This window comes from Novosphingobium mississippiense, assembly GCF_044029535.1.
Lineage (GTDB): Bacteria > Pseudomonadota > Alphaproteobacteria > Sphingomonadales > Sphingomonadaceae > Novosphingobium.
This window is the reverse complement of sequence record NZ_CP147001.1, coordinates 86293-101392: the sequence shown is the minus strand read 5'-3', so window position 1 is coordinate 101392 and position 15100 is coordinate 86293. Positions and strand designations below refer to the sequence as shown.

15 protein-coding genes and 1 tRNA gene are annotated in these 15100 nt (G+C 58.7%); 6 read left to right on the top strand and 10 right to left on the bottom strand.

Annotation, left to right across the window (positions count from 1 at the left end):
* The 5 genes from WBP06_RS00480 to WBP06_RS00460 are packed head-to-tail and all read right to left on the bottom strand — an operon-like array spanning nt 1 to nt 6329.
* Complete coding sequence (locus WBP06_RS00480; RefSeq protein ID WP_086494249.1) at nt 1-1086, bottom strand: DUF4268 domain-containing protein; 1086 nt, start codon at nt 1084-1086, stop codon at nt 1-3.
* A complete protein-coding gene (locus WBP06_RS00475; RefSeq protein WP_395330755.1) occupies nt 1086-1619 on the bottom strand; it encodes a hypothetical protein in 534 nt (177 codons plus the stop codon). The genes WBP06_RS00480 and WBP06_RS00475 overlap by 1 nt, the downstream gene beginning before the upstream one ends.
* Nucleotides 1616-2551, bottom strand: coding sequence for a GIY-YIG nuclease family protein (locus WBP06_RS00470; RefSeq protein WP_395330753.1), 936 nt, complete (start codon nt 2549-2551; stop codon nt 1616-1618). Before WBP06_RS00470 ends, WBP06_RS00475 begins: the two co-directional genes overlap by 4 nt.
* On the bottom strand, nt 2548-4497 hold the full coding sequence (locus tag WBP06_RS00465; protein WP_395330751.1) for a restriction endonuclease subunit S: 1950 nt from the start codon (nt 4495-4497) through the stop codon (nt 2548-2550). The genes WBP06_RS00470 and WBP06_RS00465 overlap by 4 nt, the downstream gene beginning before the upstream one ends.
* A complete protein-coding gene (locus tag WBP06_RS00460; RefSeq protein ID WP_395330749.1) occupies nt 4494-6329 on the bottom strand; it encodes an N-6 DNA methylase in 1836 nt (611 codons plus the stop codon). Before WBP06_RS00460 ends, WBP06_RS00465 begins: the two co-directional genes overlap by 4 nt.
* Before the next feature lie 213 nt (nt 6330-6542).
* Between WBP06_RS00460 and WBP06_RS00455 the strand changes: the two genes are divergently transcribed.
* Nucleotides 6543-7505 (top strand): hypothetical protein, encoded by a 963-nt coding sequence (locus WBP06_RS00455; protein WP_395330747.1) that lies wholly within the window; start codon nt 6543-6545, stop codon nt 7503-7505.
* A 75-nt stretch (nt 7506-7580) separates the two neighbouring features.
* Here the strand turns inward: WBP06_RS00455 and WBP06_RS00450 are convergent, their stop codons facing one another.
* Nucleotides 7581-8285, bottom strand: coding sequence for a hypothetical protein (locus tag WBP06_RS00450; RefSeq protein ID WP_395330745.1), 705 nt, complete (start codon nt 8283-8285; stop codon nt 7581-7583).
* Nucleotides 8286-8880: 595 nt separating this feature from the next.
* Between WBP06_RS00450 and WBP06_RS00445 the strand changes: the two genes are divergently transcribed.
* The 3 genes from WBP06_RS00445 to WBP06_RS00435 all read left to right on the top strand — a co-directional run bounded on the left by WBP06_RS00445 (nt 8881) and on the right by WBP06_RS00435 (nt 10406).
* Nucleotides 8881-9495: a recombinase family protein gene (locus WBP06_RS00445; RefSeq protein WP_395330743.1), complete on the top strand. Its 615-nt coding sequence runs from the start codon at nt 8881-8883 to the stop codon at nt 9493-9495.
* A gap of 177 nt (nt 9496-9672) precedes the next feature.
* Nucleotides 9673-9954 carry a hypothetical protein gene (locus WBP06_RS00440; RefSeq protein ID WP_395330741.1) on the top strand — a complete coding sequence of 94 codons (282 nt, stop codon included), beginning with the start codon at nt 9673-9675 and terminating at the stop codon, nt 9952-9954.
* Nucleotides 9955-10013: 59 nt separating this feature from the next.
* The gene (locus tag WBP06_RS00435) at nt 10014-10406 is read left to right on the top strand and encodes a hypothetical protein (RefSeq protein ID WP_395330739.1); all 393 of its coding nucleotides are present in this window, start codon (nt 10014-10016) and stop codon (nt 10404-10406) included.
* Nucleotides 10407-10421: 15 nt separating this feature from the next.
* On the opposite strand, the gene WBP06_RS00430 is transcribed toward WBP06_RS00435, so the two are convergent.
* A complete protein-coding gene (locus tag WBP06_RS00430) occupies nt 10422-10742 on the bottom strand; it encodes a hypothetical protein (RefSeq protein WP_395330737.1) in 321 nt (106 codons plus the stop codon).
* Here WBP06_RS00430 and WBP06_RS00425 point away from each other — a divergent pair.
* Nucleotides 10726-11193 carry a hypothetical protein gene (locus tag WBP06_RS00425; protein WP_395330734.1) on the top strand — a complete coding sequence of 156 codons (468 nt, stop codon included), beginning with the start codon at nt 10726-10728 and terminating at the stop codon, nt 11191-11193. The genes WBP06_RS00430 and WBP06_RS00425 overlap by 17 nt on opposite strands.
* Here the strand turns inward: WBP06_RS00425 and WBP06_RS00420 are convergent.
* From WBP06_RS00420 to WBP06_RS00410, 3 genes are all read right to left on the bottom strand, one after another.
* On the bottom strand, nt 11145-12092 hold the full coding sequence (locus WBP06_RS00420; protein ID WP_395330732.1) for a hypothetical protein: 948 nt from the start codon (nt 12090-12092) through the stop codon (nt 11145-11147). The two genes, WBP06_RS00425 and WBP06_RS00420, sit on opposite strands and share 49 nt — an antisense overlap.
* 136 nt (nt 12093-12228) lie before the next feature.
* A complete protein-coding gene (locus tag WBP06_RS00415) occupies nt 12229-13593 on the bottom strand; it encodes a DUF6538 domain-containing protein (protein ID WP_395333966.1) in 1365 nt (454 codons plus the stop codon).
* Between the two features lie 179 nt (nt 13594-13772).
* A tRNA-Leu gene (locus WBP06_RS00410) sits at nt 13773-13859 on the bottom strand.
* A 268-nt stretch (nt 13860-14127) separates the two neighbouring features.
* Between WBP06_RS00410 and WBP06_RS00405 the strand changes: the two genes are divergently transcribed.
* Entirely contained in the window at nt 14128-15081 is a 954-nt protein-coding gene (locus tag WBP06_RS00405; protein ID WP_395330729.1) for a complex I NDUFA9 subunit family protein, read from the top strand.
* The last annotated feature ends 19 nt before the right edge of the window (nt 15082-15100 follow it).

Genomic DNA, 15100 nt, shown 5'->3' with positions numbered 1-15100 from the left:
TTACCCCTGCTTCATTTGGCTGAGGCGCGGTTTCAGCACGCGCTCAAGACGCAGCATCGCGTCAACCAATGCCTGCTGCACCTTCGGCCAGTCGTTTCGATCGGAGCGATATCCACCCTCGACCAGCGCTCCGATCAGCGTGCCCCGCTGACCCTCTTCGCGCTTCCACACGAGATTCCCGCCAAACTCACTTTCAATGGCGGCATGATCGGCTTCGAGCTTGAGGAAGAAGCTCTGATTGTCCTCGATCCACAGATGGACCTGAGAATCCCGTTGCCGGATCGTGTAGACGAAAGTGAACCCGGCGACGCCCGCTGAGGCCGAAATCCAGTTGTCTTTCGAAGGGCTGCGCCCCGCATGCAGCGGCGTCCGTTCCGCCGCGAGCGCGAGCAAGCCCTGCCAGAACTCGTAGCGAACCTCGTGACGCTCCACCTTGGCCTTCTGCTCGGCCTGCCGCTTGAGGCCGATCTGGGTCTGGAACTGGGTCGCCTCAGGGAGAGGAATAATCGGCTGGACATCGAGCAGGAGGCGACCGTCAGCCAGCTTATAGGGGCTCAGGCGGATACAGCTAATGTCGAGCCCTTGCTCGCGCAACCACAGGACCGTGGTCGTCAGTTCCTTGCTGAACGCCGCCGAAGCGAGGATGATGCGAACGCTGCCGCCAAACTCTTCCTGCTCCGCTTCCTGCCAATTGAGGTAGGCGAGCAATTGGGCCTCGGCGTCCTCACCCGACTGACCGCAGCGTCGCAGGTATTGGGTATGTGCATCCACCGCCTCAGCGAAAGTCATCCGTGCAATCATCGCAGCATAGCGGATCGCCTGAAGCTCCATGTGGCCTGCGTCGTCGCGCTTGAGTTCGACCACCACAAGGTTGGCCTCGGGGTCGAGGCAGAGCAGGTCGATGCGGCGATTGCTATCGATCCATCCGCCATATTCGTCGGACAGCACAAACAAGTCTTCGCCGAGGACAGCAATCTGATCGCGCAACATGCGCTGGATATCCTGACGCTCGCGCAGGCCCTCCACATAGAAGCGGGTCGGGTTCGCGGCGGTCAGTTTGCCCTCATTGACCTCGTAGACCGGCATCAGGTGCGCTTTCTCAGGCCCAGACCCCCAAACGCGGCGGCAACATCCGGTTTCATCGTGAAGAGGTTTTCCGGCTCCTTGAGGTCCGCAAGGATGCCCGAATAAAACTTCCCGTTACGAGTTTCCGCGTCGGGCGCGGGCCACAAATAGATCGCGCGATCGGCGCACATTGTGCCGAAATGCATGTGCCAGCTTTGCGCCTTCCATCCCAGCGCCTGCGTCAGTTCCGTTGAGGTGGAGCCCGGGTGGTCGAGCAAAACCTGTATCAGTTTCTCCTCAGTTTCCGTCATGGACTTCACGGTAAATGCGCGGATCACACGCTCGGCTATGCCGAGGCCGCTGAGTTCCCCGATGAGCGCATCATGCTCATCCTTCGCCTGTCGCTCCAAGGCATCAATCATCCGCTGAGCCGCCTCCCGTTGGTCGGGGGAACCGCTGGTAAGCCATTGCTCAGCGTTGGCGCGCGTTTTCTTTCGGTTGTCAGGGGTCGCAGTGGCAATCGAGGCCAACTGCCTATCGATATTGAGGCTCACGCGCTTGCTCCTTCCGGGGCCTCGACCTGTCGGGCTTCCCAGTCTTTATAGGTCAAGCCGCTGTCGGCGGTGCGCCAGTCGATCTGGCCGTTCGAGGCTCTGCCGTTGACGACGGCAGCGGCGGCGCTTGGGCTGCGGAAGGCGTAGTCCTGCGTGAAGACGCAGTGCGTGCCCTGTTCCGCGAGGACGCCCGACCGGCGCAGTTCGGCGTATAGCGAGGCGTAAGTGTGGTGGTCGAGGCCGGTCCACTCGCACTTGGCCGTCGATCCCGCTCCCACCACGAACTCCCCATCCGTCAGGACGGCGGAGGCGCGCAGGCCATGCTTGCGTGATTCCATCACGAACCGCGTTCCGCCCTCGTCGGTCTGCTGGGGCTGCGCAAGCGACGGAATCGACGCAGCCGGTGCGGATGGCCGCGAGGAGCGTGCGCGCTGAATGAACATGTCCACGCGCACGGCGGGGAGCACGATCAGCAGGTTCTCGAGAAAAGCCTCCATCTTCGAGATGTCGGCTTCGCTGAGAGTCGGGAGGACCGGTGCTGTTAGGTTGTCCAGCGGGGTATGGCCGATCCCCTTGGCGAGCGCGATCATCCGCGCTTCAAGGTAGCGGACATGGGCCTTGTTGAGCTTGTTGGCCGAAGCGGTAACCAGGACTGCGTTGGTCCACCATTCCTTGCGGACATCGTGCTGACGGATGCGCGCGCCGATGTCCTCGCCCTCACCGATATAGGCAAAGGGCTCGCCGTTCTGGTCGCCGAGCAGCAGGTATACGCCCGCGTAGCTCGCTTCCCCGCGCGCAAGCGCCGCGCTCAACTGGGTGCGCGGGAACATGAGGACATGACCGGTCCAGTTGAATAGTTCCGCCGTTACCATGCCGTCCGGGCGACCGTCGATGTAGTAGAGTTCGAGACTCCAACCAACCGCTGGGCTCATGCGAACAGCCTCCCCGTCGTGGCCTTGGGGCCGGAGCCGGTGGGCACGATGCCGTGGCGACGCATCCAGTCGAGCCATGTCGGAAGCTCGGCGGCACGGAACTTCTTCGGCTTTTCGGAGTGCCAATCATTGAGGAAACCGGCGATGATCTCGTCATCGCTGGGCGACTGGCCGTCGATGAGCGCATCGTTCCACACGCCATAGAGGGTTGCCACGGCCTCGGCGCCTTTGGTGGTGAGGTCAGCGAAGTCGGCGATCAGCTTGTCGAGCTTGGTGGTGCGTTCCTCCCCCAGCCAATCGGCAAGCTCTTGGCGATGCGCGCCGCGCGACCGACCGAGCCGGTAGGTGACAGTCGTGCCGGGACCACCCGGTTGGTCACGCTCGACCCCCGCGATGGCTTGCGCACCGTTTTCCATTTCCTCGATCAGCAGTCGATCGAGCGGGCCAGCGGCCTCTCGGAGGTAGGAGCCCTCAAGCTCGCTGATGCCGACATGCCCCTCAGCAAGGAAGGCGATCTTCTGGAACTTCACGCGACCGAAGGTCGGCTGGCTGGCGCAGCGTTCAATGATTTCGGTGGCGACAAGGCTGCGCGCTCGGGTGCGATCGACAGGGAACGGCAGCACCTTCGCGGTCCCGCGAACATCGATCTTGCCGGTGACGGCGGCGGAAATAAGGGCAGCGCGGCGCTCAGCGAGCAGTCCAATTGCAGCCTCAGCGGTCGCGACGAGTTCGTTAATTTGCTGAGTTTTATCGTCGAGAAGGTTGGCGAGAGCAACTTGTTCATCCAACGGCGGACATGGCAGCGGCAGAGACAGCCAATCTTCCATCCGAAGCGCTTTGGTCCCGTGACCTGCCTCCGCACACCTATCGAGTGATTCCTGCGCTGTGCCACGAAACGCCCAAGCGAGAAAATGGCTCGACATTCCGATTTTTGGCAAGACCGCTTTCAAGTCTTGGTTGATCGCCATCGGAACAAGTATTTCGACTACAGGGAAAGCTCGTGCCAGCATCATCCCGCGCACAAGGATTAAGATCGAACCAGCAGGGTTTAGCTCTACACTTCCTTCGGAAATTGCCAATTCCGTGAGGTGGTCGATGGTGTCTGACAAGCGTTCACTTTTCAGGTCTTTGGCCGATGCCCACGGTATGGAACCATCCCAGAAGTCTTCCCGGGCCTTGCTTGGAGTTCCCCCGCTACGCAGTGAGATGAGATATCTGAGCGGGCGCACTGCCCAATGCGCAGGCACCTCGCCAAGCCATTCGATACCGCTGTCCTTCATCGGTGCGTTCGGATCGAGGCCCTTCGTGACGGCGTGGGAGATGACGGCTTGCCGCTTCTCCTTCAGCAGCGCGATCAAGCGCTGCTGCTCCTCAATGAGCGCGTCGATCTTGGCGGTTTCGCGGTCAAGGAACGCGGCTATGGCATCCTGTTCTGCCGACGGAGGAAACGGCAATGCGAATGCCCCGAGATCATCTGCCGAAATCTCAAGGAAGGTTGATCCCTTTCCTCGAACATTCAATTGCTCAGTGGCGGAAGACAGGGTGTAAAACGCAAATACCGCATTGACGCCGTTTGCCGGGATCAGCGTCTTGCAGCCCTGATTGGTGCTGGCTGGAATTTTGGTGACGGCAAGCGAGCCGATGGGGGCGCGCGTCGAGATGACGACACTTCCAGCAGGACTCAGCGAAGTGGCGCAAGACGCCAACCCACTTTCGGTAATCATTCTAGCGGTTCCAGTAAGGAACTTTGTCCCAAGCTTGCTGAGATCGCCCGGCGTGATCCACGGGATTTCACCATCCCAGAAATCCTCTACATCGGACTTCGGCGTTGAACCGCCTGAAATTGCGAATGCCCGCTTAAGTGCTGTGACGGTCCAATGGCTGGGGACTTCACCCAACCAATCGACGCCACTTTCTCGATAGCTCGGATACGCCGGAAAGCTCACGCTGCGAGCCCTTCCAGCATAGCCTTGATCCGGTCCGTGACCTCCCCAAGTTCGGCATCGATCTCAGCGAGCGGACGCGGCGGCTCGAACACATAGAAGTGGCGCGTGAAGGGGATTTCGTAGCCGACCTTGGTCTTGGTGGTGTCGATCCAAGCATCCTCGGCGTGCGGTAGAACCTCGCGCGCGAAGTAGGTCTCGATCTCCTCACTAAGCGGCACATTCTCGGTGTCCCGCAATGAACTGTCCGCCTGCGGCTTGCCCTTGGCTTTGCCGCGCTGCCCCAGCACGATCTTGCCCGCCTCATCGCGCTGCGGGCGCTCGACGGTGATCGTGCGATACCCGAAGGCCATATTCGGAAGGATACGCGATAGCGGCGCAAGCTTCACCTTGCCGCCTTCAGGCGCGGCGGGATCCGGCTCTCCTTCCATCACCACGATGCGATCGACTTCCTTACCGTCCGCGTCGAACACGGTGGCAAGCGTCGCCTCAGTAAAACTGCCGAACAGCTTCGTCACCTCAGCGATCTGCTCGTCCGACATCTCCTTGCGCTTCGAACCCAAGGATTTGCGCATCTTGCGCCACATGGAACTGGCGTCGATCAACTGCACCTTGCCCCGACGCGCATCCGGCTTCCGGTTGCTGATGACCCAGACATAGGTGGCGATGCCGGTATTGTAGAACATGTCGGTCGGCAGCGCGACGATCGCCTCCACGAGATCGTTTTCCAACACATAGCGCCGGATTTCGCTCTCGCCGCTGCCCGCGCCGCCCGTAAACAGCGGCGAACCGTTGAGGACGATGCCGAACCGGCATCCCCCTTCCGTCCACGGACGCATCTTCGACAGCAGATGCATGAGGAACAGCAGCGAACCGTCAGACACGCGCGGCAGGCCGGGGCCGAAACGGCCATCGTAGCCCTTCTGCTCGTGCTCAGTGCGAATCTGCTTCTCGACCTTCTTCCACTCGACACCAAACGGAGGATTCGACAGCATATAGTCGAACGTGCGGGAGGGATGGCCATCATCTGACAGAGTGTTGCCGAAGGCGATGTTTTCGATAGCCTGGCCTTTGATGAGCATGTCGGCCTTGCAGATCGCGTAGGACTCTGGATTGAGTTCCTGGCCGAACATGCTGAGGTGTCCTTGCGGGTTATGCTCTGCAAGATATTCGCCAGCCACCGACAACATCCCGCCGGTACCCGCAGTTGGATCGTAAATCGTGCGGACGATTCCAGGCAGATTCAATGCGTCGTCGTCCTCGACGAACAGCAGATCGACCATGAGCCGGATCACTTCACGCGGGGTGAAGTGCTCACCTGCGGTGTCGTTTGAGATTTCCGCGAATTTCCGAATCAGTTCCTCGAAGGCGAGGCCCATAGCGGAGTTGCTCACCTTGCTCGGGTGAAGATCGACCTGCGAGAACCGTTCGGCGACCTGATAAAGCAGGCCCGTCTTCGCGAGCTTCTCGACTTTCGCATGAAACTCAAACTGCTCGAAGATGTCGCGGACCGCAGGCGAGAATCCGTCCACATATTGAAGCAGGTTCGCCGCGATGTTGTCCTGATCTCCCATCAGCTTACCAAGGTCGAGCGGGTCGGTGTTGTAAAAACTCAATTTCGCGGCGCGGAGCAGGAAAGGCTCAGGGTTAACACCCATAGCCGACTTCACCTTGTATTCTGCCAGCACGGCGTCCTTCGTAGGCGCCAGCACGCAATCCAGGCGACGAAGTATTGTAAACGGCAAGATGACGCGCCCGTATTCGGACTGCTTGTAATCCCCGCGCAGGAGGTCAGCGATCGACCAAATGAAAGCGGCGAGCGATTGATGATTCACGATTTATCCCTGGATTGGCTGTCCGAGCGCAGATTTTCATGCGTCAGTAGAGATGAAAAATCCCCCTACAAGCCCGTTTCGACCGGTGCATTGTCGGGGCCGCTTGCGCCACACGGCTATTTGAGATCGACATCTTAGCGGCGGTAGCATATCCTAACCACATGAAATCGCTAAAAAGGATGCCTTGATGATATAACTTCCCGGAGTATCATCATGGCTACCATCACTCCCGTCTCTGGTTGGGCGCTCGATGCAATCGTAGCGCTCGACGAAGCGTGCCCTGGCTTCGCAGGCCGTTTCCTGCGCGCAAGTAATGAGCGTAGGCAGGTCATTGCCGCCTTCCTCTCCAACATCTCCGCCGACCACGATGCCGAAGGCGCGACCGGCGAGTATCTCGGCCGCGCCAATCACCGAAGCATTCTGGCCCAGGCATTCGAGCATGTGCCAGACGGCTTCCGCAGGGCATTGGCCAAGAGCGGGGCCCATCCCCACGATGCCGCCTATTACCGCGACCTTTATGACGCGCTCGCGTTCGGGCATCTGCATGTCGTCACGGCCATCATGCACGTAACCTGGCTCAATCCGGAGCGCCTTGAAATCATCAACATGCTTCCTGCGGACCTTTGCGATTGCCGCATCATCGAGCGGATCAAAGATCTCCAGCACGCGCGTGACCTGATCGCAGTGATCGATCTTTTTGAAGAACGGACGGGAAGAAGAGAGGGCCTTGTGAAGGCACTCATGGCTTCACCCGCGCCCATTGAATCGATCGTGAGGCGATGGTGCCGTCAGATCAAATATGCCGAATTCCCGATTGAGGAATCCGCCTCCTATCGGCCAATCCGCGACGGTCTCGCGCTTCACGAAGTCGCCCGCCGCTATCGGAACTGCGGCAGGAATTATACAGCGACGGCCCTGCTGGGAGAAAGCGCTTTTGGAGAATTCATTGCGGAGGATGGCCGCCGCGTACTGCTCTGCTTCGACAAGAGCGAGGGCGATTGGGCTCTGGACGGCGTTTACGCCCGGAGAAATCGTCCGGTACCAGATTCCCTCGGGGCGCAAGCTAGGGAATTTGTCTACATTCATGACATTCGAGATCGCTGGGACTCGAGCCAAACTGGCAACGATGTCGCGCGTGCCCTGGGTCGCCTACTCCAGCCTTACTCGGAATGGTGATCAGAGCCCGGCAGTGGTGCAGAACACCTGCCCTTGAACAGCCGGGCTTTGATTCGTCAAGCAAACCTGGCGTTGTTAGTTTGAGGCCTTCTGGCAGGCTAGGAAGCTAGCAATGCGGGCGAATGGCGCACGTGTAATTTGCGGGCTCACGGGAGCAGGGTCGGCGGTAACGCCAGGATTTGCCGCGAACGCGGGGGGAAGCTTCCATTGCCGCCCGCGCTTCACGACGATCAACCGCTCGCCATTTGCTGCCATTGGAAGGACTGCTTCTAGGAGCCACCGGCGCGCAAACACTGCTGAGGGAAGGCGCCTGATCATTGCTCGGTTATCAGGTTCCTCGCTGAGCTTAGGGCTACGGTAGGCGCAGGCATTTACCACAACTGCTTGGCCAGTAGCGACAAGATGCCCATAGTTCGTGCGGTCATAATAGCGAGATACAAATGACCAATCTGACTCCGATGGGTTGCCAACGCGAGCGATGTAATTGCTCGTCGAGGTTGTATCCGGAAACTCGCTAGGGGTTAGCGCGGAATTGTAGCCCGCGTTCGCTCCGAGAATTATTATCGGAGCATTGATCACATCGCCTACATAGGGACTGACCGGATGATCGAGGTTGAAGCTGTGAGGACCTTTTTCCAACCATTCCCGATCAAGCCGGTGGACCCATTGGTTTCGAGCATTTGTTTGCTGCTCGTCACGCCAGAATCCAACAATGTCCTCGATTTTCATAAAGCCTTCCGGTTCTGTGCGGAGGGCACTGATCACGATAACCTCGCTCATCCGCTTTTCTTGTAAGGGCTAGGAGAAAGACCCGCTTAAAGCCAAGTGCGCAAAAGTATTGCTCTCGGCGGTGACAGATCGCTCCCAATCGCTCGAAGCCCGGTCTTCGATCGGCCTTCCGATCACGATGCCGCCCGTCGATCTGCCGGACTGACACCCGATCAATCTCGGCCCGTTTTTTAAAATTGCGAGATACGCACTCTGCTCTGACGTGGGAGGGGTGGGAGCGGGATCATGATCCCGTCGAAGACGGGGGTGATAAGCGGGAAGACATATATCTATATGAGGAACCCCGCTTATGCCCCCCTCCGGGGGCAATGCTTTCCCGTTCCACATCTACACCCAGTGCGTATCCAGACTGCGAGGTGCTCGATCGACCGAACGCTAGTGAGGTAGACGAGCATCTCGCCCGCAACCGTCGTTCCGACGGGTGCGCGATCCAATGTCGGGCCCCCAATCCTGATCGTTTGCCTTGTCCACGGGGTATACTTGGGTGCGATCCGCGCCAGGATGCCGACGCAGTCTCAGATCATTGCGATTCCGACCCAGATGAGATAGTCTCACAGATGTAGATCAAACGAGACAAAGGAACTTCATGCTGATCGGATACGGAAGGGTTTCTTCTTCGGACCAATGCCTCGACATCCAGCGAACAGCACTGATGGCTGCCGGGATCGATGAAGCGAACCTTTACCTGGAGAAGGTATCCGGCAGGACGGCAGATGATCGCCCCGAACTTCAACGATGCATGAACTTCGCCAGGAGCGGCGACACGATCTTGGTGACCAAGCTGGATCGCTTCGCCCGATCGGCGCGTGATCTCCATAATCTCCTTGCCGAACTCGACGCGAAGGGCGTGGGCTTCAAGTGCTTGGACCAGGCGATTGATACCACCAGCAGCACCGGCCGCCTGACCATCTCGATTCTGGCCAGTGTAGCTGAGTTCGAAGTTGCCCTCCGGGCAGAACGCCAGAAGGAAGGCATTGCAGCGGCCAAGGAACGCGGGACCTACCGAAAGCGGAAATCCGCCATCAACCTCGATCGGGTGCGCGAACTGTCGGCCAAGAACACGCCAGACGAAATCGCGGCTATCATGAAAATCAGCCGCGCCTCGGTCTATCGCGCACTGGCATCGATCAAGGCGCAGAAAGATAATTCCAACAGCGATGTTCAAGAAAGGGCTGATCGTTCACCCGACCGGGTAACGTGAAAAGTTAATGTCGCCCCAGTGCAAAATTAGCTAATAATCGCCCCGCGACCCGAGGGGCAGCCGCGAATCGGCATGCCTTCCATTAACTAATCGGCGGCCCTTCTCGGGCCGCCGGTCTTTACTCGCCCGTCATCCATGGCAGACTGCTCCCAAGACCTGACGCCCGAGGAGGACCACGTGATCGAACCCGACCCTGAGATCATCCACTCCGGCTTGTCCCGCATGATCACGATCGACGGCATCACCGTGGATGTCAGCATCTACCGCCTGGAAGAAGACGTGGAATGGACCCTTGAGGTCATCAATGACCGGGGCACCTCGATAGCCTGGCAGGAGACCTTCAAGACCGACGAAGATGCCTACCGGGCCTTCCAACTGACGGTCGTGCAGGAAGGCATGCAGACCTTCCTCGACGATGCCGATGGCGACAACATCATCGAGTTCCCTACCACGCACTGACGCGGGATTATCGGTTCGGCATATCGAGCAACGGCGACGATCAAGGCGTCGGCCCCGGCATGACCGCCCGAAAGATAGTGACCGATTCCAGGGATTCCGCTATACTCAAAGGCATGAAAGGACACGGAAACGAGCCATGGCTCAAGCATGGCTCCGTAAAGCGATTTATTGAAAAAGCCATCTACGGGATGCGGAAGGACAATGAGCGCGAAGCCCGTGCCGGATCGCTCGCCAACGTCAAACGCAGCAAGCGCGCTCAGCTTCAGAATGGCCATCCAGACGCATCTTCGGCAACGGTCGAGGCGATGCTTGTCCGGAGCGTTAGCCACGGGATGAAGCCCTACCAGCCCCCCAGCTATCTGGCCAAAGCCGCGCCCGAGGAAAATCTCGTCAGCGAGAAAGACCGGGCCAAAAGCCAGCGCAAGAATGGCCGAGGATCAAGGAAGCAATAGCGCCTGAGGCGCCGGTCAGAAGCCGAAACGCCGAGCAGCCTGGCGGAAGCGATCCGCAGTCGCGGCATCGGAAAAACCGATCCAGACCCGACTTCGGTCGCTACGATGAAACCGCCGACAACGTATGCCTCGCTCGTGACATCGCAACACCAGTTCATCGCCGAGCCACTCAACGCATTCCGCGACGCCAACCTGGAACTCGGCGAGGTGAAAATCTGGATCGTTGAAGCCGACACCGGCCTGAAGGCCCAGCGATGACGAGAATGAAAATGCCTGCATCGAATATTTATGCCCGCACAGGACAAGGACGACAGCCCGGATGAACACCGCCGACACCCGCGACGCCACCGGCATTCTCGACGAGAATGATGCCTCGATCGACCAGCTTCAGCCGAACCTAACAGGGCTCAACACTTCGGGCCGATCGAACGGTCAAGGCACGGTGCCTCTTCTGGGACTCGAAACTTCAACAACCCCAGAAATTGAAATCACACGAGAAATCTCGGAGCCCGCATCAGAGACCAAACGGGCGCCCCGGCGCAATCCTCTTCTGGGCACCATCACTTCTCAAGTGATTGAGAATGTTGGGGGATCATCGCAAGATGGTCCCCCAAACTCATTCTGCTACGACAATCTGCTACGGTTTGGTGCCGATAGTCAGCAGGTAAAGCCCAGAAAATCTGCGGGAAATGGTCCGCGCGGCTGTTACGGTTTCAGTCGAACCGCTACTCGAAGCTATCAGGTACGCCGGTTCTCAGAATCGCCGGGATTAATCTGCAAACGTTGAAAGCAAGTGACAAATTCAATCAAGGCAGATTCCAAATCCATAATAACCTGCTCCTCTGAAGCCGAATAGAAAGAACTTCCGAACAGTCTTGCAATCCATCGCTTAAATATTGACCATCCCCAAACGGGAAAAAGGGCTTGTTTGGCAGCCTCTAACTCACATTGAAGTGCCGTGGCTGATGGTCGAACCGCGTCCAAACAGTCGTCGATCAGCTTAATGGCCTTTTGCGTTGGCCCGATAGCATAATTGACCTGCAGATTGGCGTGACGAACCTTCTCTACCTCATGATTGATCTCTTTGACCTTTGATCTGGAATGCCAAGCAGCGACAGCCAAAACAGGCACGAGAGCGACGCCCCCCAGAACCAAAGTGCCGCCAGCCATACCAGCCCCACCAGCAGCTAATGCTCCTCCACCGAACCATGCCAGCGTTGCGTTTGTCGCTGCCACTCCGGAAAGTGTTGAAATAGCTGTCCCCGTAGAAGCGGAACCGACTAGCGCAACGAGCGACCACGAACCTGCTGCCGCAGCCGCGCCAGCCCCCGCTCCTCCCGCGATACCCACGGAGGACGTATAATCCGCAATAACTCGGTCAACGTTGGTCAAGGAAGGCGTGTGAAGTGCCTCTGAGCGGACTAATTTAACTTCTGACGAAGGGGGGATTTTACACGAAACCTCTTTCCGCAACATACGTCGGGCAGATTTCGCGGCCTTGAATGTGGCGATTACAAGTTCTCCAAGGTCTGACAAATGATCATCCCTCGTACTTGTCAGCCAAAACAACTTATTCCGATTGGCTTCATATTCTTGATAGACAGCCTCGTAAGTGGCCTTTGCAGCCTCAAGCTGATCATGCCCGCCAAGCGTTACGACATTCATCGCAAATTTTTTAAAGCTCACGAAATCTCACCATCACCCCGACAGGACGTTCACATTAGCAATTAATTTGACTTTGAGAAGATTTCTTATCTTGAAGCACGCGCAATAATAAAAATTCGAATGACATTTTTATATCACATAAATGAAATAACAAATTTTACACATTTACATGAGGAAAACTTAACAATTCCATAGCGTCTCGCAACATGGGTATTGAATACCCATTCCCATAATTCTCTGAAACGCCCTTCACTCCGGCCGCATTGCTCCAGCCACCCAACGCCAATGCAAGGTCGTGATCGACCTTTGCAGCCCGCAAAGCATCTCGGAAGTTATGCCGAAACGAGTGAAAGCAAGTCCGCTCCTCGTATGCACCACATGCTCGGGAGAATTGCGTGAACCATTTGGAGAACGCCACTGCCCTTTTCCCTTTCGGGCCAGGATCAATCTCACCGAACAATTTCAACGCGCGCGCCCGGCGCTGTTGCTCCGCGTAGGCGATAAGCCCGAATCCGATCAACCGCGAATGGATTGGCACGAACCGCTCGCTCGCAGCGGTCTTCAAAGCCTTGTCGTCACTGCCGACCAGTGAATTGTCGCATACTACAAAGCACCAAATGCCATCAATCAAGCGAATGTCCGCAACGTCCAACTGACAAATCTCATTGAGCCGCATCCCTGAATGAAGCGCGATGAGAGGCACCCAGAACCGCGCATTTCGAGGCCGCTCAACGCCCGGCTTCGCGTAGCCGCGCCCCCCGTCAAGGCAGCCGGTATAAAGCGGCGCGTCAAAAATCTTCCGAAGCTGATCCGCGCTGAACGGATTGCGTTTGTCCTTTTTCGCCACATCATCATGGAGCCGTAAGCCACGCATAGGGTTCCGAGTCAGAAGCTCTTCATTGACCGCCCAGTTCAGGAAGCTCGACAGATTGGCGAGGTTCACGTTTGCATTCGCTGCGCTGATCACATCCACATCGCCACGCTCTCGTGCCCGTTGTGAGGCTTCACGGGCCGTCAGCTTGGGAAAGCGCTTGTTCGCGTTTCGGGGCAGATGGCGCAAGACATCGAGAAAGTCCCGGCAGTGAGTTCGGCCAAACGAGCCCATTGGAACGTCTCCACCGATTACGGAGATCGCAAGTTTCCGGCAGGTATCATAGCTCTGTCGGGTACTGGCGGACCAGCGATGGGTAGGGTCATCGACGTATTGCTGATAGGCTTCGGCCAGCGTCAGGCCATTGGATGAAACAGAGGCCGGGCATTCCGCCGCAACCCGCACTTTCTCTACGATGGGCTGAGCTACGGTCGGCAATCGCGAATTCGCGTCATCCGCAGTCGCGCCGATTCCTGCTCGAACACGGTCAAACTCAGCCTCGATTCCGGCCATGACGGCGGGCATTCTCCGCAGTGCCGTTTGGAGGCTGTCCGTCTTCAGCGAACGCCACAGTTCCACCCGATTGAGAGGCGCTTGAAGATCGCATGGCACGTGACGGCGAACATAGAATCGCCCGCCACGAAGGCGCATACCCTTGGGCAGCAAACCGGGACTGAAACCGTAACAGCCGCGCGGACCATTTCCCGCAGATTTTCTGGGCTTTACCTGCTGACTATCGGCACCAAACCGTAGCAGATTGTCGTAGCAGAATGAGTTTGGGGGACCATCTTGCGATGATCCCCCAACATTCTCAATCACTTGAGAAGTGATGGTGCCCAGAAGAGGACTCGAACCTCCACGCCCTTGCGAGCGCCAGCACCTGAAGCTGGTGCGTCTACCAATTCCGCCATCTGGGCACGGAAGCGAGGGGGCCGTTGGTGCCGTCCTCGCCGGGTAGGAGGGCGCCTCTAAGGGGCTCCTTGATTCGTGTCAACGCCCCTCAAACAAGTTTTTTCAATTCTCTCGAAAAAAGGCAAAAATTCGTCTTCAGACCGCTGGCCTCCTGCCCTCGGTTGCCCACGAACCCGCCTTGTGCCAATCCTAGGGCTCATGCGCAGAACCGGCGCAGGCGGCCCTCACGTTCCTTCGCCGCGCCTGCGCCACGCTGAAGGAAGCGATCAGACCATGAGCCAAGGCAACACCGATTCCCTTTCCGGCAAGATCGTCACCCTGTTGGGCGGCACCGGCTTTCTCGGCAGGCATGTCGTGCAGGAACTGTTCGAGCGCGGCGCCCGCGTGCGCGTGGCCAGCCGCAACCCGGACAAGGCATGGTCGATCAAGCCGCTGAGCAATCTGGGGCAGATTCAGTTCGCCCGCGTGGACGTGAGCAAGCTCGATTCCCTCGCCCGCGTATTGGAGGGGTCCGACGCGGTGGTGAACCTTGTCGGGGCGTTTGAAGGCAATCTGGACGCCGTGCAGGGTTCGGGTGCCGGCCGCATCGCCGCCGCCGCCAAGGCCGCCGGTGCGCAAGCGCTGGTGCACGTCTCCGCCATTGGCGCCGATGCCGGCTCGGATGTCGCCTATGCCCGCACCAAAGCGGAAGGCGAGCGGGCCGTGCTGGCGGAATTCCCCACCGCCACGATCGTGCGCCCCGCCATCATGTTCGGGCCGGACGACAATTTCGTGATGATGTTCGGCGACCTGATCGCCCGTGCACCGCTGCTGCCGGTGTTCGCACCCGAAGCGAAACTGCAGCCGGTCTTCGTGGACGACGTGGCTGCAGCGATCGCGACCGCCCTTGGCGCGCCCGAGGTTCACGGTGGCAAGACTTTCGAACTGGCCGGCCCCGAAATCTACACGATGCTCGCCTTGAACAAGCGCATCATGGCCGCGCAGGGCCGCCAGCGCGCGCTTGTCCCCTTCTCCGACGCCGTAGGCGGCCTGATCGCCGCCCTGCCCGGCACGCCGATCTCCACCGACCAGTTCAAGCTGCTGAAGGCGGGCAATCTGGCCAGCGGCGCATTTCCCGGCCTGGCCGAGATCGGCGTTACGCCGCGCCCGCTGGAACTCTTCCTGGATCGCTGGATGACCCAGTTCCGCAACCATGGCCGCTTCGGCGCCAAGGCCGCCAACGCCTGAAACGCGAAGGGCCACCCCT